Below are 22,514 nucleotides of genomic sequence, written 5' to 3'. Positions count from 1 at the left end.
CTTGGGCCGCTTGTCACAACAAGCGGCTCTTCTTTTTTGACCCGCGCCCTAGCGGCGCATCTGCATGATGTGGTCCATCGGCGGCATGTTCGCGTTCAGATGCCCCATGATCCAGACTGTCCCGCCGACCACCAGGAAGACGACCAGAAGGCCAAAGGCGAGCGCCAGCACGTTGTTGGTGTTGTCGGGGCCCGTCGTGATGTGCAGGAAGAACACCAGATGCACGCCCATCTGCGCGATCGCCAGCACGATCAGCGCAACGGGGATGGAGGGCTGCCAGACCAGATCGGTCCCGGCGATGAAGAACGACGTTGCCGTGAGCAGCAGCGCGAGGACAAGCCCGACCACGTAGCCGAGGATGCGCGCGCCGACGCTGTGTTGCTCCTCATCGCCCGGTGCGAGGTCGTGGCCGGCCGGTACATGCGCCTGATCGCTCATACGGCACTCCCGAGCAGGTAAACGACGGAGAAGACTCCGACCCAGATGATATCGAGCGCATGCCAGAACAGCGCAAAGCACATCATCCGGCGCAGGACATCGGCACGGAATCCCTTGGCGAACACTTGGGCCATCATGGTGAGCAGCCACAGAACGCCGGCCGACACATGCAACCCGTGGCATCCGACCAGCGAGAAGAACGACGACAGGAACGCGCTACGCGTCGGGCCATAGCCGCGCGCGATGAGGTCGGCGAACTCGCGGAACTCGATCACGAGGAAGATAATTCCCAGCACGCAGGTCACGGCCATGCCGAGGTAGAACCAGAACCGGTTGCGGACATCGGCTGCGATGCTGGCCATGCCGCAGGTGAAGCTCGACAGCAGCAGGCAGACCGTCTCGATCGCGACGTTCTTCTGCTCGAAAATCTCCGCGCCGCTCGGGCCGCCGGCGGTTTGGCCGTGCAGCACCGCATAGGCCGCAAAGAAGCAGGAGAACATCACGATGTCGGAGAGCAGGAACACCCAGAAGCCGTAGGCGGTCACGATCCGCTTCGACGCGGGTCCCGGATGCTCGACGACGACGCCGATGTGATGGGGATCGGCATGCGCGCGGCCGGCAGTTGCGGTCATCGACATCAGATCGCTCCCGCCATGCTGACGAGGCTGCGCCGCTCCTCGATATTGACGCGGTCGATGCGAGCGACCTCTTCGGCCGGAATGACGTATTCATCATGGTCGCGCCAGGCGAACACGACGAAGGTCGCGAACGCGCCGATGCCGCCCAGGATCACCATCCACCAGATATGCCAGATCAGCGCAAAGCCCATGATGGTGGCGAAGAACGCGCAGATGAAACCGGTCGGCGAGTTCCGGGGCATCTCGATGTCATGATATTCGGGCTTCTCATGCCCCAGCGATTGCTGCTGGGCGCGGGCCTTCATGTCCCAATAGGCATCCTCGCCGCGCACGTCGGGATGGAAGGCGAAGTTGAACACCGGCGGCGGCGACGAGGTCGCCCATTCCAGCGAGCGGCCGTCCCAGGGATCGCCGGTGCGGTCGCGGAGCGCCTCGCGGTTGCGGATGCTGACCACGAGCTGGATGATCTGGCAGATCACGCCGATCGTCAGCACGGCCATGCCGAACGCTGCCACGATCATCCATGGCCGCCACGCCGCAACGTCGTAATGCTGCAGGCGCCGCGTCATGCCCAGCATTCCGGCAATGTAGAGCGGCATGAAAGTGACGTAGAAGCCGAGGAAGGTGAACCAGAACGCCAGCTTGCCCCAGCGCTCGTCGAGACGAAAACCGAACGCCTTCGGGAACCAGTACTCGAAGCCGGCGAAGGCGCCGAACAGCACGCCACCGATGATGACGTTATGGAAGTGCGCCACCAAGAACATGCTGTTGTGGAGCATGAAGTCCGCCGGGGGCACCGCGACCAGCACGCCCGTCAGCCCGCCGATGATGAAGGTGACCATGAAGCCGACCGACCACAGCATCGGCGTCGCGAAGCGGATGCGGCCGCCATACATCGTGAACAGCCAGTTGTAGATCTTCACCCCCGTCGGGATCGCGATGATCATGCTGGCGATGCCGAAGATGGCGTTGACGTCGGGGCCAGCGCCCATCGTGAAGAAATGGTGCAGCCAGACCATGAAGGAGATGACGCAGATCGCCATGGTCGCGAGCACCATCGAGCGATAGCCGAACAGCGCCTTGCCTGAGAAGGTCGACACCACCTCGGAGAAGATGCCGAAGGCCGGCAATACCAGGATGTAGACTTCCGGATGTCCCCAGGCCCAGATCAGATTCATGAACATCATGACGTTGCCGCCGGCCTCGTTGGTGAAGAAATGAAAGCCGAGGTAGCGGTCGAGCAGCAGCATCGCGAGCGTGGCGGTGAGGATCGGGAAGGCCGCCACGATCAGGAGGTTGGAGGCAAGCGTGGTCCAGCAGAACATCGGCATGCGCAGATAGTTCATGCCCTTGGTGCGCAGCTTCAGCACCGTCGTGACGAGGTTGATGCCGGCGACCAGCGTGCCGACGCCGGAGATCTGGAGCGACCAGGCGTAGTAGTCGACGCCGACGCCGGGCGAATAGGACAGCCCCGAGAGCGGCGGAAAGGCGAGCCAGCCGGTGCGGGCGAACTCGCCGATCACGAGCGAGAGATTGACCAGCAGCGCTCCGGTCGCGGTCAGCCAGAAGCCGACGGAATTGAGGGTCGGGAACGCGACGTCGCGCACGCCGAGCTGGAGCGGCACGACCAGATTCATCAGCCCGATCACGAACGGCATCGCCACGAAGAAGATCATGATGGTGCCGTGGGCCGAGAAGATCTGGTTGTAATGCTCCGGCGGCAGATACCCTTGCGACTGGTAGGCGATCGCCTGCTGGATCCGCATCATGATGGCGTCGCTGCCGCCGCGCAGCAGCATGACCGAAGCCAGCAAGATGTACATCACGCCGATGCGCTTGTGATCGACGCTGGTGATCCATTCGTGCCAGAGATACGGCAAATGCCCTTTCACGACGACCCAGATCAGCACGCCGAGGATCGCGACCAGCACCACGGCACCCGCGACGAGAGGTATCGGCTGGTCGAACGGGATCGCCGACCAATCGAGCTTACCGAGCATCGTGGCCTCCACTGTGCGGCCTGCCGGCATCGGAGATCAGCTCCGGGCCGGGCCCTGGCGGAATGTGCTGGGTCGCGATCAGGTCGAACAGCCGGGGATCGTCGAGCCGGTAGGTCGGCCTGCCCTTCTCGATGCCCTGCTGCATCAGCTTCTTGTAGCTCTCCTCGTTCAGCACGGCATCGGTCTTCGCCGTGGTCGCGACCCAGTCCGGGAAAGCGAGTGGCGAGATCACGTTGACGTCGAACATCATGTCGGGAAAGCCGTCGCCGGAGAAATGCGCCGAAAGGCCTTGCAACTTGCCCTCGTTGTCGGCGCGCAGGTTCAGCTTCGTCACCATGCCGTTCATGGTGTAGATCATGCTGCCGAGCTGCGGGATGAAGAACGTGTTCATCACGCTCGACGATGTCAGCTGGAAATTCAGCTCGGCGCCGGCCGGCACCGTCAGCGTGTTGACGGTGGCGATGCGCTGATCCGGATAGATGAACAACCATTTCCAGTCGAGCGAGACAGCCTGGATGCGGACCGGACTGCCCGTGCCCGGCACCGGCGCGGCGGGATCGAGCTGGTGCGAGCCGATCCAGGCGACACCGCCGAGCAGGATCACGGTGAGCGCGGGAATCGCCCACACCACCATTTCGACGCGGCCGGAATAGACGAAGTCGGGCTGGTAATGCGCCTTCGGATTCGAGGCGCGAAACCAGAACGCAAACGCCAGGATCGCGAAAATGGTCGGCACCACGATCACGAGCATGATGAAGACGGAATCGACCAGGATGGTGCTGTTGGCGACAGCCACCGGCCCTTGTGGATCGAGCAGATTCATCGATACACCGCTGGCGATTGGGAAGCCCCGACGGAAAGCGTAACGCGAAAATCTCCCCGCAACAAACGCAGTTGTATGGCGACGGTTCCGGAAGCTGTCTTCCAGAACCGCCCGATCCCGCGCGGCGGCATGCAATTCCGTGCGATGTCAATGACATCTGCGCGGGACGGCCGGCCTTCTCACCCCTGCCCCCCGTTGCTATCGTCACCAAAAAACAGCGGGATGAAACGACATGCAGGGCCCTGAGGACGATGCCGGCCTCGCCGGCAAGGTCGCCTTGATCAGCGGCGGCGGCGCCGCGGGCGACGGCATCGGCAACGGCCGCGCTGCAGCAATTTTGCTCGCCCGCGCCGGCGCAAACGTGCTGGTGGCCGATCGCGACCTCAAGCTCGCCGAGCGCACCGTCGAGATGATCGCGGCCGAAGGCGGCACGGCAGCAGCGCATGGCGGCGACGTTACCAGCGAAGCCGATTGCAGGACACTGGTCGAGGCCGCGCTTGACCGCTGGGGCCGGCTCGATTTCCTCGACAACAATGTCGGCATCGGCAGCCGCGGCAGCGTGGTCGACGAGACTCCCGAGCAGTATCGCCGCGTCATGCAGGTCAATGTCGAGACCATGTTCCTGCTGTCGAAGCATGCGATTCCCGCCATGATCAAGACCGCCAGGGGCGGCGCGATCGTCAACATCTCATCGATCTCGGCGCTCAGGCCGCGCGGGCTCACGACCTACACGACCTCGAAGGCCGCCATCATCGGTCTCACGCGCGCGATGGCGGTCGATCACGGCCGCGACAACATCCGCGTCAACTGCATCTGCCCCGGGCCGATGTACACGCCGATGGTCTATGCCCGCGGCATAAGCGAGCAGGCTCGCGCGCAGCGGGCCAGGGCCTCCGTGCTGAAGACGGAAGGCACCGGCTGGGACGTCGGCCACGCCGTCAAATTCCTGCTCAGCAATTTTGCCCGCTACATCACCGGCCAGGCGCTGGTCGTCGACGGCGGCGTCACGCTGCAAGCCCCCGAACGCGAGTCACAAGAACACTGAAGGAAACCAGCAATGGCCCGCCTGCCCTATCTCGAGGCCGACCAGGTCGCGCCCGAATATCGCGACATGCTCAAGCGCAACACCAATCTGCACAAGCTGCTGGTCAACTCGCCGGAGATGGCGCGCGCCTTCAACGGCATCGGCGGCTATATCCGCTTCAGGAGCAAGCTCGACCCGCGCCTGCGCGAGCTCGCGATTCTCCAGGTCGGCTGGATGGAGAAATCGGAATACGAATTCACCCATCATGTGAAGATCGGCAAGGAGTTCGGCGTCACCGACGAGGACATCGCCGGCCTGATGGCGGAGACCGAGGGCAAGCCGTCGAAGCTCGAGCCACTGGCCAGGGCGATCCTGAAAGGCGCCCGAGAGATGGTGCGCGAGCTCGCCATGTCGGACGCGACCTTCGCCGAGATCAAGCAGCACCTGTCCGACGAGCACATGGTCGATCTCGTCCTGACCATTGCCTTCTATTGCGGCGTGGTGCGCGTTCTCGCCACCATGAAGATCGACAACGAACCGTATTACAAAGAGGTACTCCAGCAGTACCCGATCCCGGGAGTGAAGTGAGATGCGCTTGAAGGACAAGGTTGCGATCGTCGTCGGCGCCGGCCAGAGCCCCGGCGAAGGCATGGGCAATGGCCGCGCCACGGCGCTCACCTTCGCGCGCGAAGGCGCCAGGGTGCTGTGCGTCGATCATCATCTGGAGTCGGCGCAGGAAACGGTCGACCTGATCGCGGCGACGCACGGCACCGCCGCGGCCTTCAAGGCCGACGTGACCAGATCCGCCGACATCAAGGCGATGGTGGCGGACGCGCAGGCGCGCTGGGGCCGGATCGACGTGCTGCACAACAATGTCGGCGTCAGCCTGTCCGGGGGCGATGCCGAGCTGCTTCAAATCACCGAGGAGGCGTTCGACCGCGTCGTCGCCATCAATCTGAAGAGCTGCATTCTGGCGGCGAAGGAAGTCATCCCGATCATGCGCGCGCAAAGAAGCGGCGCGATCATCAACATCTCCTCGATGGCGGCGATCACGACCTATCCTTACGTCGCTTACAAGGCGACGAAATCGGCGATGATCGCCTTCACCGAACAGCTCGCCTACCAGAATGCCGAATACGGCATCCGCGCCAACGTCATCCTGCCGGGCCTGATGAACACGCCGATGGCCGTCGACACCCGCGCCCGTGAATGGTCCAAGACCCGCGCCGAAGTCGAAGCCGAGCGCGACAGCAAGGTGCCGCTGCGCAAGAAGATGGGCACCGGGTGGGACGTCGCGAACGCCGCGCTGTTTTTGGCCTCAGATGAGGCGAACTTCATCACCGGCGTGACGCTGCCGGTGGATGGCGGCGCGAGCGTGAGGCGGGGGTAGGTCCTTCCTTCCCCCTCTCCCCGCTTGCGGGGAGAGGGTCGGGGTGAGGGGGACTCTCCGCAAGGTCGGTGACAGATAGACTCGCGGAGACTCCCCCTCACCCGCCGCGCTGCGCGCGTCGGCCTCTCCCCGCGCGCGGGGAGAGGCGAAGAAAACCCGTCATCGCGGCGCGCTTGTCACCCGCCAGATCGTGCCGTTGCCGTCCTCCGACACCAGCAGCGATCCATCCTTCGCCACGGCAACGCCGACCGGCCTTCCCCAGACCTCCGTGTCATTCACGACGAACCCCGTGACGAAATCCTCGTACTCGCCGGTCGGCTTGCCGTCCTTCATCTTGATGCGGATCACCTTGTAGCCGGTGCGCTTGGACCTGTTCCAGGAGCCGTGCTCGGCCGCGAAGGCGTCGCCCTGATACTCGGATGGAAACTGCGTGCCCTGATAGAAGGTCATGCCCAGCGAGGCCGAGTGCGGCTGGATCAGCACATCAGGCACCGTCACCTTGTCCTTGAGGTCCGGCCGCGCATTTTCATGGCGCGGGTCTTCGTTGCCGCCGATATAGAACCAGGGCCAGCCGTAGAACGCGCCCTCCTTCACGCTCGTTACATAGTCCGGGACGAGATCGTCGCCGAGGCCGTCGCGCTCGTTGGTCGAGCACCAGGGCAGTCCGGTCTGCGGCTGGACCGCAAGGCCGACGCAGTTGCGGATGCCGGTGGCATAGATCTTCCGCTCCTTGCCATCGGGCGTGAAGGCCAGAACGGTGGCGCGCTCGGTCTCGCTGGCCCAGGCCGCGCCAAGCGGCTGCGCCTTCGACCAAGCATCCAACCCGCCTGGTGGATTGCCCATGCCCTCGGCGACGTTACTGAGCGAGCCGACGGAAACCAGCATGCGCTTGTTGTCCGGCGAAAAGACGATGTCGCGGGTGGAATGGCTGCCGTCGCGCGGCAGGCTTGCCACAATCGTCTCCGCCTTGCCGCGCGCCTTGAGATCGCCGGCCTGATAAGGAAAACGGACGACGCTGTCGGTGTTGGCAATATAGACCCATTGCGGATTGTCTCCGTTCGGGAAGAAGGCGATGCCGAACGGCCGCCTGAGGCCACTGGCAAACATCTCGTTGGTCGCGACCTTGCCGCCCTCGCCGGCGCGCAGCACGCGGATGTTGCCGGCACGCGTCTCCGCGACGAAGACATCACCGTTCGGCGCAACCCTCACGATGCGTGGAGCGCGCAGGCCTTCGGCGAACAGCTCGATCCTGAAGCCTGCCGGCACGTGGAGCGCGGCCTCCGGCGGACGCGGCACCACATACGACGTACTCGCAACCGACCGGGTGGCGCCGGGCCGAACCAGATCCTGCGGCCGGATCAACCTGACCGTGCCGGGCTTGTCGGCCCGCCAATCGCCGTAGGCGTCATTGCCCTGGAGAACCGGCTCGGCCTGCGCGCCAGCCGCAATCGCGACCAGCAATCCCGCCGACATCACCGCAGTCGAGATCCTGTTTTTCACGTCGTCTTCCTCCCGGCCTGCCTATCGCAAGCGTCAATGCTTATCGACACAACGTTCTGCCGCAGGTCGAACGCCTGCCGAATCCCACGTCAGCTCATGCCCGCACGATGTGCATCAGCCGCAGCCCATCGTACTGGAAAATGCGGCAGATCGGTGCGACACATTGTAAGGGCGTGGCCGCCGGTTGCGGTCATCAAAGCTGCGGCATCCGGGTCGCACCCGATGGGGTAATCATGTGGGGATCCATCATATCGGAGTGGGCGAGCCTGTTGCTCCGCTGGCTGCACGTGGTGGCGGCGATCGCCTGGATCGGCAGTTCCTTCTACTTCATCGCCCTCGATCTCAGCCTGAAGCCGAAGACCGACCTGCCGGACGGCGTGCAGGGCGAGGCCTGGCAGGTCCATGGCGGCGGCTTCTACCGGATCATGAAGTATCTGGTTGCGCCCAGCCAGATGCCGGACGAACTCACCTGGTTCAAATGGGAGGCCTACACCACCTGGCTGTCCGGCTTCGCACTGATGGTGGTGGTGTATTATCTCGAGGCCGACCTGTTCCTGGTCGACAAGTCGATCCTCGACCTCACGCCATTCCAGGCGGGGCTGTTCAGCTTCTGCAGTCTTGCGCTGGCATGGTTGCTCTATGAGGCCGCCTGCCGCAGCGGGCTCGCGCAGCGCGAGCTACCCTTTGCCATCGGCGGCTATTTGTTCCTGGTCGCGTTGACCTACGCCTTTACCCATGTGCTTAGCGGCCGCGGCGCCTTCAATCAGATCGGCGCGATCATCGGCACCATCATGGTCGCCAACGTCTTCGCGCTGATCATCCCGAACCAGAAGAAGATCGTAGCCGCCCTGATCGCGGGCCAGGCGCTCGACCCCAAGCTCGGCAAAGCCAGCAAGGAGCGCTCGGTTCACAACAACTACCTGACGCTCCCCGTCGTCGTGCTGATGATCAGCAATCACTATCCCCTGCTCTACGCCACGCGCTTCAACTGGATCATCGTCGCGATCATCCTGGCCCTCGGCCCCGTGATCCGCCACTTCTTCAACGAGCGGCATGCCGGGCGCAGATCGCCGTGGTGGGTGTGGGGCGTGGCGGCAGCCGGCGTGATCGCGATCCTCTTCCTCTCCGCCGCTGGACCGCGCGAGGTCAAGACAAGCGCGCTGCCGGCGCAGCCGACGCTCGCCAATGTCGAGGAGATCGTGATGTCCCGCTGCAGCATGTGCCACGCGGCCGAACCGGTCTGGGCCGGCATCGTGACCGCGCCCAAAGGCATTTTGCTCGAAGCGCCCGAGCACATCCATCGCAACATCCGCCTGATCGGCCGCGTGGCGGCGTGGTCCAGTGCGATGCCGCCGGGCAACATCACCGAGATGACCAGCGAGGAGCGCGCCATCCTCGCCGCCTATATCGAGCAGGCGCGCTGACGCCAACGCGCGTCGACCGCGCATTTCGCGGAATGAAATTCCGCATTTCCCGTCGATTTGAAAATGACTTGACCGCCCATCCGGCGTAGACAAGGCCAGCGGGCCGCCGATGCGGACGCAAAGTCAGTTTGCAATTGTCGCGGGGAAAGAACAGTGGCCCTCAAGAACGTCATCGGTATCGACCACGCGGTGGTCATGGTTCAGGACCTCGACAAGGCCGCCGAGAATTACCGGCAGCTCGGCTTCACCGTCTCGCCGCGCGGCACCCACAGTGCCCATATGGGCACCGGCAACTACACCATCATGTTCGACCCCGACTATATGGAGCTGCTCGGCGTGCTGGCTGCGACCGAGCACAACGCGCCCGCGCGCGCCTTCCTCGACAAGCGCGGCGAAGGCATCGAGCGCATCGCCTTCACCGCGGTCGATTCCGCAGCCGGCGCGGAGGAGATCCGCGCACGCGGCCTCACGCCGATCGGCCCGACCGATTTCGAACGGCCGGTGACGCTGCCGAACGGTACGGTGTCGGCAGCAAAATTCCGCACCTTCATTTGGCCGACCGCGGAAGCGCCCGGCGGCGTGCGCATCTTCGCCTGCCAGCACAAGACCCGCGAAACCGTGTGGATCCCTGAACTGATGACGCATGCCAATGCGGCGAGGCGGATCAAGCAGACGCTGATCACAACGTCGGAGCCCGCGAAGGAGGCCGCGCATCTCGGACGGCTGATCGACCGCGAACCGAAGGCCGATGCGGACGGCGCGGTCACCGTGCCCTCCGGCGGCGATCGTGCCGACTTCGTCTATTTGACCTTGGACCAGCTCGGCAAACGCTATCCCGGCGTGCCGCTCACGGGTCTCTCCGAGCGCGGCGGCGCGGCGCTGGTGCTCGTCAGCGGCGATCTCGCGGCGACCGAGAAGGCGCTGGGCTCAGTGGCTGTGCGCAGCGGGGCCGCGATCTGCGTACCGCCGGCAAGGGCCAACGGCACCCTGCTCGCCTTCGTTGCCGGCTGATTTGAACTAATTCTTTAACAAGCGTTTACCGGGCAGGCCGTAAGGTTTTCAGGCATTTCACACTGCCTGAGACCAAGCGCATGTTCAAAGAGGGATCGCCGATCGCTTATGACGCGCCGGCCGAGTTGAAGAAGTGGCCGTCGCTGAAGGGCGAGAGACAGAAGGACAGAGGTCCGCCCTATCTCGTCTACAACGGCACGCTCGCCGACTGCGTCCGCGAGCTCATGGGAAAGCCCATCAAGGGCATCTCGCTCTACGACATCATGACGAGGCCGCAAGCCGCGTTCGACCAGACCGTGCTGTCGCCTGGCGACGCCGCAGAGATCGCGATGCGTAAGGACTTCCCGAAAGACTAGGGCGTGTACTCATAAACGTCGGCTTGCGAATGCAAAGCGGAAGTCTGCCACATTGAGCGTGATCGGCGGCTTGTGACCCAAAGCGGCCTATCCAGCATTTAGCCAAGGGGTGGGTGCAGTTTATGCCATTTTGCGCGAGCGGTTTGCTCTGATCCGCCGCGCCGGACTTCATCTTCTCTAAAATCTTTCCAATACCGGTAGGTGCAATATAGCCCGCACAACCAAAGGAAAATCAGAAGCAGAACAAGCGGACGAATGAAGCTTTTCACGAACTCGGTTGGATCGAAAATCTTCAGCAAGAAAATCAGGGCGAGACATACAACTCCAGCAACCGCAAAGCCTCGCACGCGAAACCGCCAAACTCGGACTTCCTCTGAAACAGTCATCCCTGTTCCTCCAGGGTACGAACGCTCTGGCGCCTAACTGGCTCTGCGGCTTTCGTCTTCGAATGGCGGACGACTGAGATGTCTCGTGAGACGCCCCTCATTGCCCCATCCGTATCGCTTAGCGAATGGAACGTATACAAGGCAGGCTAGGCCCAACGCTATCAGTACCACGACGAGGCTGAGGCCGAGGAACATGTAGGCGCTTGACGTGCCCCCGACGACGAGGACGAGCATAAGGGTGGAGCGAATGCTGAAGGGTGACATGCCCGCTAAAGTAGCACGAGGACCCTCTTAGCTGGCAGCTCTCTGACGACTAGGGTTTGCAGACCGTTAAGTCAGCTTCTGGCCCTTAGCGGGCTAGCTAGGGCGAACTGGCGATGTCCGGTCTTGAAGACTAAACGGACACGAGCCCTACCTCCGCGTGGGCTGATCGGGTTTATGAGTACACGCCCTAGTTCGCGGCGCGCCTGGCGGCAGGCTTCCCCTGCTTCGATGACGAGTCCGTGGGCGCATCGAGGAAAACGACCGGCGTGCCGCGCTTGACGTTGTCGCCGAGCGTGTGCACGTCCCAATTGGTCAATCTGATGCAGCCGTGCGACGCGGACTTGCTGACCTTGTCGGGCTCCGCCGTGCCGTGGATACCATACCCCTGCGCCGACAGGCCGATCCAGTACGCACCAACCGGATTGTTCGGGCCCGGCTTGACGTCGAACGGCGCCTTGGATTTGACGCTGCGAAACTTGTAGTCGGGATTGTAGCGGTAGGTCGGCTTCTCGCTGGTGCTGGTGACCTTGAGCGTGCCGCTCGGCGTCGGACGATCCGGGCTGCCGATTGACGCCGGATAGAACGCGAGCAGACGATCGGTCCCGTCGAACGCCTTCAATGTCCCATTCTTCTTGTCGACTTCGAGCCGCGCAATGCGTGGCAGCTCTCGCCGTGCCGAGACGTTTGCGACGATGATCGTCTCGCCGGCCTTGTCGAAGGACTTGCCTGGATTGAGCGATCGGAGCAAATCCTCGCTCATGTGGAATTTCTCGGCGAGCCCCTCGAGCGGGCTGGTGTAGCTCAGCGCCTGCAGCGACTTCATGTCCTCCAGCTTGCCCGGCAGCACCTTCAGGAACGGTCCCTTCACATCGGTGTCGGCGATCTTGTACTCGACGACAACGGGACCTTCACTCGCCGCGCTCAGCCTGTCCCAGAGCTCCGGCACTATCGTCTTGTCGGATGCGATACCGTTCTGCTCGGCAAATGCTCTCAACGCCTTTTGCGCGTTTTCGCCGAGCTTGCCGTCGATCTCGCCGGGCGAGAATTGCGCACGGTCCAGCATGACCTGAAGCTTCACAACGGATGCGTTGACCTTGTCGGTCGCAGGCTGTTTTGCCGGACGCGCGGCGTCGTTCACTGCGGTCGCATCGAGATTGTTCGCGAGTGCCGGACAGGTCACCCACAGCGCAATCACCGCACCAAGCATCCACCGCGTCATGTCGCTCGTCCCAATTCACCAACGCTCCGCAAAAACCGCGGAGAGTTTCACTTCGGGAACACCGTAGTAACACCGACGGAACCGGCGAGACCGCAGCTTTGCCGCAATCGGACGGTTAAGAACTCCTTATTGCCGGCGCATCGCTGGCCGTTCACCCACAGTTCGAGGTTGCCCCAGCAATGCGATTTGTCGTCGCGGCTTGCGCCGCGTTTCTGATTCTGATGTGTGACCTCGATCCGTCGCCGTCCCGGCAGACATCAACTTTCGACCGCGTTGTTCTTCAAAACACTCAAGCCTCGCCACTTGTTCCAGTTGTCGAGCTCTTCCTCGCGAGCGTGCAAGCCATCGAGCTCGCCAATGCGCGCGCGACCTATGAAGAGACACCCGAGCCGCCGCGCGCAGTCGAAGCTGTCGTGCAGGCGCCGGCTTCGCCGACCGAACGATTCTGCCATGCACTTCGCCAGGCCGCCGAGACGAGCGGCATTCCGGTGCCGTTCTTCGCCCGCCTGATCTGGCAGGAGAGCCGCTTCAAATCGAACGAGGTCAGCCAGGCCGGCGCACAGGGCGTTGCGCAGTTCATGCCGGAGACTGCCGCCGAAGTCGGGCTCGACGATCCCTTCGATGCGATGAAGGCGCTGCCGGCATCAGCCAGATTCCTGCGCAAGCTCCGCGACGATTTCGGCAATCTCGGCCTTGCCGCGGCCGCGTATAACGCCGGCCCCGGCCGCATCCAGAAGTGGCTTGCCAGGGAAAGCGAGCTGCCGCGCGAGACGCGCGACTATGTCCGCATCATCACCGGCACCAGGGCCGAGGACTGGACCGAGCGCGCGGAAGCCCTCGCGATCCGGATCGACCTGCCACGCGAAGCGCCATGCGAAGGCATCGGCAGCCTGTCCAAGACGAAGGACGTCGCCTGGGTTCCGGTGAACCTGACACCCTCCGCTGCCGCCATCATTCGCAAGGCCGAGCAAATGGCGGCGCGATCGACCGCCAACCGTGCACGCAAGCGTCTTGCCTCCGTGATCCGGAAGAGCACCCACGGCAAGGCGCGCATCATCATTGCGGTGCGCGCGGCCGGAAAAAGCGCGAAGGCCCGCGCCGTCCGTTTCGCATCGAGCGATCGCTGACCGCTCACACCGGCTTGTCGTCGTCGGTCACCGGTGACGTCACCACCAGGAACACGAGATCCGTCAGACCGGAATTCGAGATCGCGTGCTCGACGCCGGGCGGCAGGAAGATCACGTCGTGCTTGCGCACGACATGGTTCTTGCCCGCGATCTCCATCAGCCCCTCGCCTTCGAGCACGTGATAGACCTGCTCCTGCACCTTGTGGTGATGGCGTGCGACATGGGCCATCGGCTGGTACATGGAGATGCGATAATCGATGTGGCGCGAGCCGGCGGTCTCCGGCATCACCAGCGGCTTCGACAGCGCGCCGCCGAAGTGATTGGGGAATTCGCGCCAGGGCACCTCGGCGATGTTGCGGATGAAGGCGCCATTGCTTTGCTCGGCCATGATCGTGCTCCCTAGTTCACCAGCGCGCCGCCATCGACATAGACGATCGAGCCGGTGGCAAAGCCGTTCGCCATGAAGCTCAGGATCTGCCAGGCGATGTCCTCGGCCGCACCGACGCGGCCGACCGGCAGCGCCGCAGCCGTCTTCGCCAGCATCTCCTTCCGCGCAGCTTCCGGCATCGCGGCCCGGATCGGCGTGTCGATCACGCCGGGCGACACCGCATTCACCCGCACCGGCGCAAGCTCGAGTGCGAGCGCGCGGGCCAGCGATTCCAGCGCGCCGTTCGCGGCGCTGATGATCGCCGAGTTCGGCCGCGGCCGGACGCTGAGAAAGCCAGTGACCAGCGTCAGCGAGCCGCCCGGACGGATCTCGGCCTCGCGCGCAACGCGCCAGGCGCCCCAGAACTTGCCTTCCATGGTGGCGCGCACGTCGTCCATGGCGACCGTCCTGAACGGGCCGGTGCGCAATTGCGCGGCGGTGAGCACGACATGATCGACGGCGCCGATGCGGCGGAACAGGTCAGCGACGCTCTGGTCGCTGGTGACGTCGGCAGCGATAGCCGTCACCTTCAGCCGCTCGGCGACGGGATCAAGCTTTGCCGCGCTGCGCGAGGCGATGATGACGTCCGCGCCCTGACTCTTGGCAAGCTCTGCCGTGGCGAGCCCGATTCCAGAGGAGCCGCCGACCACGACGACCTTTTTGCCTGCGAGCGTCATTCCGATCTCCCGACATTCCTGTTTGATTGGTGAGCCCGCGCGATCAGCCCGGCTGAAAGCGCGTGCCGATACCGGCCTTGCTTTGGCCGAGGCCCGGCAACTCCCAGACGCCGGCGCCGGACGGATTGACGTCGGCGGCGATGTCGACATCGATCAGATAAGGCCTGTTGGCGGCGATGCCCTTGCGGATCGCCTCGCCAAGATCGCCGGGCCGGTCGACCCGCACGCCCTCGACGCCGCAAGAGCGCGCCATCGCCGCAAAGTCGGGATTGTAGCGCTCGCCCGTCTCGGGATGCCTGAAGTCGGTCGCAAGCTCACGTCCGCCGAGGTAGCCGCGCTGAAGTCCACGGATCGAGGCATAGGCGTAATTGTTCCAGACCACCCAGACCACGGGCAGATTGTACTCGACCGCCGTGCCCAGCACGTTCGCGTGCATGAAGAAGGCGCCGTCCCCGCACACCGATACGCAGGGGCGATCGGGCGCCGCAAACTTCGCGCCCATCACGCCGGCGACGCCAAAGCCCATCGGACCAAAGCCCATCGAGCCGATCAGCGAATCCGGCCGCTTCGGCTTGCAGAAGCCGAGCAGCCAGTTGTGATGCACGCCGATGTCCGACACGAGGATCGCGTCTTCCGGCAGCGCCTTGTCGATCTCGGCCGCCGCGCGCTGCGGATTGATCGGCGTGGTGTCGTCGGAGAAGCCGGGCGCGACGAACTTGTCCCACTCCTTGCGATAGCCATCGATCTGCGCCAGCCATTTCTTGCGCGCATCGGACTTTTTGAAGAGGTTGTCGCGGCGATCGAGCTCGGCGTGGACCTGGCGCAGGAACGTGCGCACGTCGGCCATCAGCCCGAGCGCAACGGGATAGTTGCGACCGATCTCTTCAGGATCGATGTCGACATGGATCAGCCGCGTCGGCGGGATCGTGAAGGAATAGCCGGGAATCCACGAGCTCGAGGTGCGATCGTCGAAACGGACGCCGAGCGCGAGCAGCACGTCGGCCTGGCGCGCGGCGTGGTTGGCCTGATAGTGGCCGGCGCGTGCGACGAGGCCGAGCGCGAGCGGATGATTGACGTCGAGGGCGCCGAGCCCGCTCGCTGATGCCGCCACCGGAATCTGAAGCCGCTCGGCGAGCTTGCGCAGCTCGTCGGCCGCGCCGCCATAGCGCACGCCCTGCCCGACCAGCATCACCGGCCGTTCCGCCGCGAGCAGCATGTCGACCGCCTTCTCGACACCTTCGGGATCGGCGCCGCAGCGGCTGGAGATGTTGGCGCTCCATTCGATCGCCTTCGGCGCCTCCTCGGCGGCCGATTCCATGAAGACGTCGAAGGGCACGTCGACCACCACGGGCCCCGGTCGTCCCGTGACCATTGTCTTCCAGGCCTGCCGCACCGCCAGCGGCACCATCTCGCCGCGCGTCGGCTGAAACACCTTCTTGCACATCGTGCGCACGGTCGAGGGGAAGTCGGCCTGATAGTGCCGATACATCTCCTGGAACGCGCCGCGATTGAACTGGCTGGTCGGCACATTGCCGGTGATCGCCATGAACGGCACGGAGTCGAGGAAGGCGTTGGCGAGCGAGATCGGAAGGTTCGCTGAACCCGGCCCGCAGGACGTGAAAGTCGCGGTCGGCCTGCCGGAGACGCGGTAGTAGACGTCGGCCATGAAGCCGGCGACGCTCTCGTGATGCACGGAGATCGTCTTGATCTCCTGAGAGCGTTCGTACAGCGCGTCGATGAACTGGATGTTGCCGTGGCCGCATAGCCCGAACACCTGCGGCACCTTCTCCTGGATCAGATAATCGACAATGACCTGGGCGCCATTGAGCATGTTCTTCGACATCAACCCGTCTCCTGCCGACCCACGACTTCTTATGGACCGATGCAGAGAATGGGACGGTCGTCGCTGAGCCGCGGGCACCCTATTTCTCATAATGCTGTACGTCAATTTATATTGTGATAGTCTGTTGACCTGAGGAAACGCGGGCTCGGCTCCGACGGCTGCGTGGTTGCGTGCTACTGTCGCAGCATCGAGTCACGACGGATTTGAAAGAAGGGGCCTTGTCCTTGAGATCGCGCACCAAGCCGACGACCGGCGAGAAGCCCGCAAGCCCGCGCAAGGCCGCGATTGCGAAACTGGTCCCCAGCCCCACGCCCGAAAGCGACGATGACGCCGAGGACAAGCAGCGCGGCGGCGGCGTTCAGTCGCTCGGCCGCGCCTTCTCGATCCTCGAGGAGGTGGCGCGCCATCGCGAGGGAATTGGGCTTGCGGAGCTCAGCAAGCTCGTCGGCCTGCACAACTCGACCACGTTTCATCTGGCAAAGACGCTGGTCTCGCTCGGCTACCTTCGCCAGGAAAAGGACAACAAGCGCTACCGCATCGGACGCCCCTTGTTTGCGCTCGCGGCATCCGCGCTCGACGAGATCGAGATGGTCAATGTCGCAACGCCCGTGCTGGAGGAGCTGTCGCTCCAGACCAGCGAAAGCAGCCATTTCGCCGTGCGGATGGGCGATGCGGTGGTCGTGATCGCGCGCACCAGCGGTCCCGGCGCGTTTCAATTGACCGATCGTGTCGGCGTGGTGCGGCCGGCTCATTGCACCGCGCTCGGCAAGATCATTCTGGCCTCGCTCCGTCCCGAGCAGCTCAAGCGGTTCATCGATCGCGTGGAACTCAAACCCCCGACGCCCAAATCCATCAGCAATCCCGGCGCACTGATGCGCGAGATTGCCGAGGTGCAGCGCACAGGCGTCGCCTTCGACGATGGCGAGTTCAATCCGGAAGTGCGCTGCGTCGCCGTGCCCGTCACCGATTTCACCGGACAGGTGATCGGTGCGCTCGGCATTTCCGGCCCGATCTGGCGGCTCTCCAACCAGGCGCTGCACGCCAGTGCGCAGGTCGTGCAGGCCGCTGCCGACCGGCTCTCGGCCGAATTCGGCGCCAAGGGCTCGGCGCAAAAGGCGCTCACGCAAAAAGCCTGAGCCGCAACCCGAGCGGCGATTTTGCCGGTTGACACCGGCAATGGCGTTCGGGATTATCATCCAGCATTAAAAGAACGTCTCTCACAATACCGGATATTCGGTTTTGAAAGGGAGGCACGCGATGCACCCCGGGGAGGAGACAGACATGATCCGCACCAGCCGACGGACGTTGTTACGGACGGGCGCAGCCTTCGCCGGCGCGTCCGCGCTCGGGTTTCCATCCATCGTCAGGGCACAGGCCGAGAAGATCCGGATCGGGCACCTGACGCCGCTGACCGGCTTTCTCGGCGTGATCGGCAGCTACGCCCAGCTGGGGGTGAAGCTCGCGGCCGAAGAGATCAATGCGTCCGGCGGCATCATGGGCAAGCAGATCGACCTGCTCTCGGAAGACTCGATCAACCCCGCGACCGCCGCCACCAAGGCCCAGCGCATGCTGGAGCAGGACGGCGCGGTGGTGCTGCTCGGCGAGATCTCCTCGGCCTCCTCGCTCACCATCATGCAGGTCGCCGAGCGCAACAAGAAGGTGTTCTTCTCGACCGGCGCGCGCTCGGACGCGCTGCGCGGCAAGAACTGCAACAAGTACTCCTTCCACTGCGACATCCCGAACACCGTGATGGTCAACGCGGTCGGCACCGCGCTGTCGCAGAAGGGCATGGTGAAGGGCAAGAAGTTCTTCACGCTCACGGCCGACTACATCTTCGGCCACGACCTGCTGAAAGCCGCAAAATCGTTCTTCGGCGCGCATGAGGCCAACCTGATCGGCGACGAGCTGATCGCCACCGACGTCACCGATTTCAGCCCGTATCTCCTCAAGGTGCGGCAGGCCAAGCCCGACGTGGTCTGCTGCAACCTCGCCGGCAACCAGGTCACCAATCTCGTCAAGCAATATGCCGAGTTCGGCTTCCCCTATCCGCTGGTCGGCTTCAATCTCAACACCGGCGATGCCTGGGCCGCGGGCGCGGGCAATCTCAGCGGTACCTGGCCGACGGTTTGGTATCACACGCTGAACAATCCGACGTCGCAGGCTTTCGTCGCGGCCTTCACCAAAAAATATGGCAAGCCGCCGGAGAACCACGCCTGGATCGAATATGTGACGCTGAAGCTGCTGGCGGAGGCGATCAACACGACGAAGTCGACCGATAGCAACGAGCTGATCGCCTATTTCGAGAAGCAGGCCCAGTTCGACATCGGCAAGGCGCGAAAAGCCTATTTCCGCAGCTGGGATCACCAGCTCGTGCAGGAGGCCTATCCGTTCACCGTCAAGCCGAAAGACCAGATGAAGGACCAGTGGGACATGCTGGTGCTCGGCGATGTGGTGCCGGCGGCGAACGATCCGCTGGAGACGATCTATCCGACCCGGGAACAGAATCCCTGCGAGATGAAGGCCTGACGCGCACACGCGCGGCAAGGACGCAACATGCAGTTCGAGTTCCTGCTGGAACAGGTGGTGAATGGCCTCGTGCTCGGAGGCTATTACCTGCTCATCGCGCTCGGGCTGTCGCTGATCTTCTCCGTCGGCGGCATCGTCAATCTTGCGCATGGCGCGTTCTATGCGCTCGGCGCCTATGTCTGTGTCGAGCTGACGAAGCGCCTCGGCTTCGGCGCTTCCGTGGTGATCTCCCCGTTCGCGGTCGCCCTGCTCGGCATCCTGTTCGAGCGCTTCATCCTGCGCCGCTTCTACACGGCCGATCCGATCCTGAGCCTGCTGGTCACCTTTGGCCTCGCGATGGTCGCAGAACAGGCGATCCGCATGATCTGGGGCGCTGCACCGGTGTCGACCGAGATCCCGCAGAGTTTTCGCGGCTCGGTCATCGTCGGCGACTTCCTGTTTTCCCGGTATCGTCTCCTGATCCTTGCCGTCGTTGCCGCGATATTGCTCGGCATCTGGCTGCTGCTGCAAAAGACCTCGTTCGGCCGTGTGGTGCGGGCCGGCATCCAGCGGCCGGACATGGTCGCCGCGCTCGGCATTCGCCTGCAGCCCTACATGACAGGGATCGTGATGCTCGGCGTTGGCATGGCTGCGCTCGGCGGCGCCTTCTTTGCGCCGATCACCACCGTGCATCCGGCGATGGGCGCGGAGATCATGACGGTGGCCTTCGTCGTTGTCGTGATCGGTGGGCTCGGCAGTTTCTGGGGCGTCGTCATCTCGGCCCTGCTCGTCGGCGTGGTGCGCGGCATTGCCATTCACTTTGAACCCGCCGCCGGCGAAGCCTCGATCTACATCCTGATGTTCCTGGTGCTGCTGGTGCGCCCGCGCGGCCTGCTCGGCGAGCGCATCGAGAAGTTCGAATGAGGAGCGCCTCCACCATCGCCAGATTGAAACCGCTGCTGATCGCGGCCGTTGCGGTCGTCGCGCTGCCCTTCCTGCTGAAGGCGTTCGGCCTGTCGCTCAACACCGGCACATGGATCGTCGGGCTCGCGATCGCGACCATGGGGCTCAATCTCTGCATCGGCTATACCGGCCTCGTCTCGTTCGGCCACAGCGCCTGGTTCGGCATTGGCGCCTACGCGGCCGGCCTGATCCAGCTTCGCTACTTCCCCGGCGAGATCTGGCTGCCGCTGCTGGGATCGATGGTCGTGGTCGCCATCGCATCAACCGTGATCGGGATGCTGATCCTGCGCCGGCGCGGCGTCTACTTCTCTCTGCTCACGCTGGCGCTGGCCGCGCTCGTCTACACCACGGCTTTCCGCTGGACGAGCCTCACCGGCGGCGAGGACGGGCTTGGCGGGCTCAAGCGCGGCGGCATCGGCCCCATCAGCTTCGACAGTGCCCTCAACTATTACATCGTGGTCGCGGCGATCGGCCTCGTCGTGCTCTACGTGCTGATGCGTCTCGTGCGTTCGCCGTTCGGGCATGTGCTGGTCGCGATCCGCGAAAACCAGCTGCGCGCGAGCTTTCAGGGCTACCCGGTCGAGCGCTACAAGCTCGCGGTGTTCGTGATCTCCGCCGTCGTCACCGGCCTTGCCGGCGCGCTGATCGGATTCCTCAATTATCTCGTCTCGGCCGAAGCGGTCTCGGTGCCCTTCGCCGGCGAGCTGCTGGCGATGGTCGTGATCGGCGGCATGCACAGCCTGCTCGGCCCCGCGCTCGGGGCGTTGTTCTTCATCCTGTTCAGAGAACTGTTCTCGATCTGGACCTCCGACTGGCTGTTCTGGTTCGGTCTCACCTTCGTGGCCTTCGTGATGTATTCGCCCGGCGGTCTCGTCGGCATCGGCGCGCTGATCATGCGCCGCCTCCGCCCTCCGGCCGAAGAAACGGCCGCGATGAGCCGCCGCAAGATCTATGACGGCCTGCCGCTGCCGGATTTCCTGCGGCCCGAGACGCTGAAGGGAACGGTGCTGGAAGTCAGCGGCGTCTCGCGAAAGTTCGGCGGCATCCGCGCGGTCGAGAATGCCAGCATCGCGGTCGCGGCCGGCGAGATCCACGCGCTGATCGGACCGAACGGCGCCGGCAAGACCACGCTGTTCAACCTCATCTCCGGCCTCTATGCGCCGGAGCAGGGGACGATCCGCCTGCAAGGCCGCGACATCGCCGGCGTGCCCGCGAATCTGATCTGCCATCAGGGGCTGGCGCGCTCGTTCCAGATCACCAACCTGTTTCGCGGGCTCACGATCTACGAGAATTTGCGTCTGTCGCTGCAGGCGCGCCGTTCCATGCGCTTCAACATCTGGAACGACATCGACGCTTACAAGGACATCCACGCCGAGGCCGCGGCACTGACAAAGTTCCTCGGCCTCGAAGGTATCGAGGCGATCGAGGGCGGCGAGCTCTCCTATGGCGGGCAGCGGCTGGTCGATCTCGGCATCGCGCTCGGAAGCAAGCCGCAGGTGCTGCTGCTCGACGAGCCGCTCGCGGGCCTCGCCGCCGCCGAGCGCGAGCGGGTCTGCAACCTCGTCAAGAACATCGCGGCCAACATTCCCGTGCTGATCGTCGAGCACGACATCGACCGCGTGCTGGGCTTCTCGCAGGTCGTGACCGTGATGAACCAGGGCGAAGTGCTGATGTCCGACTGTCCCAAGGCGGTGCGGGCCGATCTTCGGGTGCAGGAGATCTATACCGGCAAGGGCATTCCTCCCGTCGAGCATCGGCGCAGCCTCGAGGAATCCGGCGAGCACGAGACCGTGCTGCGCCTCGACCGGGTCAACACCTTCTACGGCAAGAGCCACATCCTCAACGACGCCGCGCTCGACGTGCGCGAGGGCGAGATCGTCGCGCTGCTCGGCCGCAACGGCGCCGGCAAGTCGACGCTGCTCAAATCCATCGCAGGCCTCGTGCCGCCGGCCTCAGGCAGCATCGACTATCGCGGCAGCGACATCGCGCGGCTGCCCGCCCCCGACATCGCCCGGCGCGGCGTCGGCTATGTGCCGCAGGGCCGCGGCCTGTTCGCCGGCATGACCGTGCGCGAAAACCTCGCGCTCGGGCGCCTTGCGCGCAAGACCGATGGCAGCGACGGCGTGGTCTGGGACGAGGAGCAGATCCTCAATTACTTCCCGCGCCTGAAGGAGCGCATGAACATCGCCGCCGACTATCTGTCGGGCGGCGAGCAGCAGATGGTCGCGGTCGCCCGCGCCATGTCCGGCAATGTCCGACTGCTGCTGCTCGACGAACCGTTCGAGGGCCTCGCGCCGGCCGTGACGCTGGAGCTGTTCGGGGTGTTCGACCAGCTGCGCCGCCACATGTCGATCGTGATCGTCGAGCACAATCTCGACCTCGTGCTGGCGCTCGCCGACCGCGTCTTCGCGCTGGAGCGCGGCGCCGTGTTCCACCAGGGGCCGGCGGCGCCGCTGCTCAACGATCTCGGCTATCGCAAGCAGATTTTGTGGCTGTAGC

The 22,514-nt window shown here is 64.2% G+C and carries 21 protein-coding genes; 11 read left to right on the top strand and 10 right to left on the bottom strand.

The features are described 5' to 3' along the window. Positions 1 to 48 precede the first annotated feature (48 nt). Genes cyoD through NLM15_RS12315 form a run of 4 tightly spaced genes read right to left on the bottom strand, consistent with a single transcriptional unit; the run spans position 49 to position 3,899 of the window. Positions 49 to 438 (bottom strand): cytochrome o ubiquinol oxidase subunit IV, encoded by a 390-nt coding sequence (gene cyoD / locus NLM15_RS12330; RefSeq protein ID WP_254117213.1) that lies wholly within the window; start codon positions 436 to 438, stop codon positions 49 to 51. Continuing rightward, positions 435 to 1,076 (bottom strand): cytochrome (ubi)quinol oxidase subunit III, encoded by a 642-nt coding sequence (locus NLM15_RS12325; RefSeq protein WP_254117212.1) that lies wholly within the window; start codon positions 1,074 to 1,076, stop codon positions 435 to 437. Before NLM15_RS12325 ends, cyoD begins: the two co-directional genes overlap by 4 nt. After that, complete coding sequence (gene cyoB / locus NLM15_RS12320; protein WP_254117211.1) at positions 1,076 to 3,076, bottom strand: cytochrome o ubiquinol oxidase subunit I; 2,001 nt, start codon at positions 3,074 to 3,076, stop codon at positions 1,076 to 1,078. The genes NLM15_RS12325 and cyoB overlap by 1 nt, the downstream gene beginning before the upstream one ends. Then, positions 3,066 to 3,899: a cytochrome ubiquinol oxidase subunit II gene (locus tag NLM15_RS12315; RefSeq protein ID WP_254117210.1), complete on the bottom strand. Its 834-nt coding sequence runs from the start codon at positions 3,897 to 3,899 to the stop codon at positions 3,066 to 3,068. The genes cyoB and NLM15_RS12315 overlap by 11 nt, the downstream gene beginning before the upstream one ends. Before the next feature lie 232 nt (positions 3,900 to 4,131). Between NLM15_RS12315 and NLM15_RS12310 the strand changes: the two genes are divergently transcribed. The 3 genes from NLM15_RS12310 to NLM15_RS12300 are packed head-to-tail and all read left to right on the top strand — an operon-like array spanning position 4,132 to position 6,313. Beyond that, complete coding sequence (locus NLM15_RS12310) at positions 4,132 to 4,944, top strand: SDR family NAD(P)-dependent oxidoreductase (protein ID WP_254117209.1); 813 nt, start codon at positions 4,132 to 4,134, stop codon at positions 4,942 to 4,944. Positions 4,945 to 4,956: 12 nt separating this feature from the next. Then, positions 4,957 to 5,511 carry a carboxymuconolactone decarboxylase family protein gene (locus NLM15_RS12305; protein WP_254117208.1) on the top strand — a complete coding sequence of 185 codons (555 nt, stop codon included), beginning with the start codon at positions 4,957 to 4,959 and terminating at the stop codon, positions 5,509 to 5,511. 1 nt (position 5,512) lies between these two features. Then, positions 5,513 to 6,313, top strand: coding sequence for an SDR family NAD(P)-dependent oxidoreductase (locus NLM15_RS12300; protein WP_254117207.1), 801 nt, complete (start codon positions 5,513 to 5,515; stop codon positions 6,311 to 6,313). A gap of 159 nt (positions 6,314 to 6,472) precedes the next feature. On the opposite strand, the gene NLM15_RS12295 is transcribed toward NLM15_RS12300, so the two are convergent. Beyond that, positions 6,473 to 7,813 (bottom strand): PQQ-dependent sugar dehydrogenase, encoded by a 1,341-nt coding sequence (locus tag NLM15_RS12295; RefSeq protein WP_254117206.1) that lies wholly within the window; start codon positions 7,811 to 7,813, stop codon positions 6,473 to 6,475. A 233-nt stretch (positions 7,814 to 8,046) separates the two neighbouring features. On the opposite strand from NLM15_RS12295, the gene NLM15_RS12290 reads away from it, so the two are divergent. The 3 genes from NLM15_RS12290 (at position 8,047) to NLM15_RS12280 (ending at position 10,604) form a co-directional block, all read left to right on the top strand. Next, entirely contained in the window at positions 8,047 to 9,237 is a 1,191-nt protein-coding gene (locus NLM15_RS12290) for a urate hydroxylase PuuD (RefSeq protein WP_254117205.1), read from the top strand. A 153-nt stretch (positions 9,238 to 9,390) separates the two neighbouring features. Further along, positions 9,391 to 10,248 carry a VOC family protein gene (locus NLM15_RS12285; RefSeq protein WP_254117204.1) on the top strand — a complete coding sequence of 286 codons (858 nt, stop codon included), beginning with the start codon at positions 9,391 to 9,393 and terminating at the stop codon, positions 10,246 to 10,248. A gap of 80 nt (positions 10,249 to 10,328) precedes the next feature. After that, complete coding sequence (locus NLM15_RS12280; protein ID WP_254117203.1) at positions 10,329 to 10,604, top strand: hypothetical protein; 276 nt, start codon at positions 10,329 to 10,331, stop codon at positions 10,602 to 10,604. Positions 10,605 to 10,702: 98 nt separating this feature from the next. Here NLM15_RS12280 and NLM15_RS12275 read toward each other — a convergent pair whose 3' ends face one another. After that, positions 10,703 to 10,990 carry a hypothetical protein gene (locus tag NLM15_RS12275; protein WP_254117202.1) on the bottom strand — a complete coding sequence of 96 codons (288 nt, stop codon included), beginning with the start codon at positions 10,988 to 10,990 and terminating at the stop codon, positions 10,703 to 10,705. 451 nt (positions 10,991 to 11,441) lie between these two features. Next, positions 11,442 to 12,473, bottom strand: a complete 1,032-nt coding sequence (locus tag NLM15_RS12270; RefSeq protein ID WP_254117201.1) for a L,D-transpeptidase family protein — start codon at positions 12,471 to 12,473, stop codon at positions 11,442 to 11,444. 179 nt (positions 12,474 to 12,652) lie between these two features. On the opposite strand from NLM15_RS12270, the gene NLM15_RS12265 reads away from it, so the two are divergent. Next, positions 12,653 to 13,600, top strand: coding sequence for a lytic transglycosylase domain-containing protein (locus tag NLM15_RS12265; protein WP_254117200.1), 948 nt, complete (start codon positions 12,653 to 12,655; stop codon positions 13,598 to 13,600). 4 nt (positions 13,601 to 13,604) lie between these two features. Here NLM15_RS12265 and NLM15_RS12260 read toward each other — a convergent pair whose 3' ends face one another. From NLM15_RS12260 to NLM15_RS12250, 3 genes are read right to left on the bottom strand one after another with little or no spacing between them, the layout of a single operon-like run. After that, positions 13,605 to 13,988, bottom strand: coding sequence for a cupin domain-containing protein (locus NLM15_RS12260; RefSeq protein ID WP_254117199.1), 384 nt, complete (start codon positions 13,986 to 13,988; stop codon positions 13,605 to 13,607). A gap of 11 nt (positions 13,989 to 13,999) precedes the next feature. Further along, positions 14,000 to 14,704 carry an SDR family oxidoreductase gene (locus NLM15_RS12255; protein WP_254117198.1) on the bottom strand — a complete coding sequence of 235 codons (705 nt, stop codon included), beginning with the start codon at positions 14,702 to 14,704 and terminating at the stop codon, positions 14,000 to 14,002. Positions 14,705 to 14,747: 43 nt separating this feature from the next. Further along, positions 14,748 to 16,547, bottom strand: coding sequence for a thiamine pyrophosphate-binding protein (locus NLM15_RS12250; protein ID WP_254117197.1), 1,800 nt, complete (start codon positions 16,545 to 16,547; stop codon positions 14,748 to 14,750). Positions 16,548 to 16,765: 218 nt separating this feature from the next. Between NLM15_RS12250 and NLM15_RS12245 the strand changes: the two genes are divergently transcribed. The 4 genes from NLM15_RS12245 (at position 16,766) to NLM15_RS12230 (ending at position 22,513) form a co-directional block, all read left to right on the top strand. Next, positions 16,766 to 17,683, top strand: a complete 918-nt coding sequence (locus NLM15_RS12245; RefSeq protein ID WP_254117196.1) for an IclR family transcriptional regulator — start codon at positions 16,766 to 16,768, stop codon at positions 17,681 to 17,683. A 145-nt stretch (positions 17,684 to 17,828) separates the two neighbouring features. Then, positions 17,829 to 19,073 (top strand): ABC transporter substrate-binding protein, encoded by a 1,245-nt coding sequence (locus NLM15_RS12240; RefSeq protein WP_254117195.1) that lies wholly within the window; start codon positions 17,829 to 17,831, stop codon positions 19,071 to 19,073. 27 nt (positions 19,074 to 19,100) lie between these two features. Beyond that, entirely contained in the window at positions 19,101 to 19,976 is an 876-nt protein-coding gene (locus tag NLM15_RS12235) for a branched-chain amino acid ABC transporter permease (RefSeq protein WP_254117194.1), read from the top strand. Next, a complete protein-coding gene (locus NLM15_RS12230) occupies positions 19,973 to 22,513 on the top strand; it encodes a branched-chain amino acid ABC transporter ATP-binding protein/permease (protein WP_254117193.1) in 2,541 nt (846 codons plus the stop codon). The genes NLM15_RS12235 and NLM15_RS12230 overlap by 4 nt, the downstream gene beginning before the upstream one ends. Position 22,514 lies beyond the last annotated feature (1 nt).

It is taken from the genome of Bradyrhizobium sp. CCGB20 (assembly GCF_024199855.1).
Lineage (GTDB): Bacteria > Pseudomonadota > Alphaproteobacteria > Rhizobiales > Xanthobacteraceae > Bradyrhizobium.
Note: the sequence above shows the minus strand (reverse complement) of the source record. Positions and strands in the feature narration are given on the sequence as shown.

Excerpts from the sequence above, each read along its gene's own strand:
- cyoD (WP_254117213.1), bottom strand. The coding sequence starts at position 438 with ATGAGCGATCAGGCGCATGTACCGGCCGGCCACGACCTCGCACCGGGC.
- NLM15_RS12325 (WP_254117212.1), bottom strand. The coding sequence starts at position 1,076 with ATGTCGATGACCGCAACTGCCGGCCGCGCGCATGCCGATCCCCATCAC.
- cyoB (WP_254117211.1), bottom strand. The coding sequence starts at position 3,076 with ATGCTCGGTAAGCTCGATTGGTCGGCGATCCCGTTCGACCAGCCGATA.
- NLM15_RS12315 (WP_254117210.1), bottom strand. The coding sequence starts at position 3,899 with ATGAATCTGCTCGATCCACAAGGGCCGGTGGCTGTCGCCAACAGCACC.
- NLM15_RS12310 (WP_254117209.1), top strand. The coding sequence starts at position 4,132 with ATGCAGGGCCCTGAGGACGATGCCGGCCTCGCCGGCAAGGTCGCCTTG.
- NLM15_RS12305 (WP_254117208.1), top strand. The coding sequence starts at position 4,957 with ATGGCCCGCCTGCCCTATCTCGAGGCCGACCAGGTCGCGCCCGAATAT.
- NLM15_RS12300 (WP_254117207.1), top strand. The coding sequence starts at position 5,513 with ATGCGCTTGAAGGACAAGGTTGCGATCGTCGTCGGCGCCGGCCAGAGC.
- NLM15_RS12290 (WP_254117205.1), top strand. The coding sequence starts at position 8,047 with ATGTGGGGATCCATCATATCGGAGTGGGCGAGCCTGTTGCTCCGCTGG.
- NLM15_RS12280 (WP_254117203.1), top strand. The coding sequence starts at position 10,329 with ATGTTCAAAGAGGGATCGCCGATCGCTTATGACGCGCCGGCCGAGTTG.
- NLM15_RS12275 (WP_254117202.1), bottom strand. The coding sequence starts at position 10,990 with ATGACTGTTTCAGAGGAAGTCCGAGTTTGGCGGTTTCGCGTGCGAGGC.
- NLM15_RS12270 (WP_254117201.1), bottom strand. The coding sequence starts at position 12,473 with ATGACGCGGTGGATGCTTGGTGCGGTGATTGCGCTGTGGGTGACCTGT.
- NLM15_RS12265 (WP_254117200.1), top strand. The coding sequence starts at position 12,653 with ATGCGATTTGTCGTCGCGGCTTGCGCCGCGTTTCTGATTCTGATGTGT.
- NLM15_RS12260 (WP_254117199.1), bottom strand. The coding sequence starts at position 13,988 with ATGGCCGAGCAAAGCAATGGCGCCTTCATCCGCAACATCGCCGAGGTG.
- NLM15_RS12255 (WP_254117198.1), bottom strand. The coding sequence starts at position 14,704 with ATGACGCTCGCAGGCAAAAAGGTCGTCGTGGTCGGCGGCTCCTCTGGA.
- NLM15_RS12250 (WP_254117197.1), bottom strand. The coding sequence starts at position 16,547 with ATGTCGAAGAACATGCTCAATGGCGCCCAGGTCATTGTCGATTATCTG.
- NLM15_RS12240 (WP_254117195.1), top strand. The coding sequence starts at position 17,829 with ATGATCCGCACCAGCCGACGGACGTTGTTACGGACGGGCGCAGCCTTC.
- NLM15_RS12235 (WP_254117194.1), top strand. The coding sequence starts at position 19,101 with ATGCAGTTCGAGTTCCTGCTGGAACAGGTGGTGAATGGCCTCGTGCTC.
- NLM15_RS12230 (WP_254117193.1), top strand. The coding sequence starts at position 19,973 with ATGAGGAGCGCCTCCACCATCGCCAGATTGAAACCGCTGCTGATCGCG.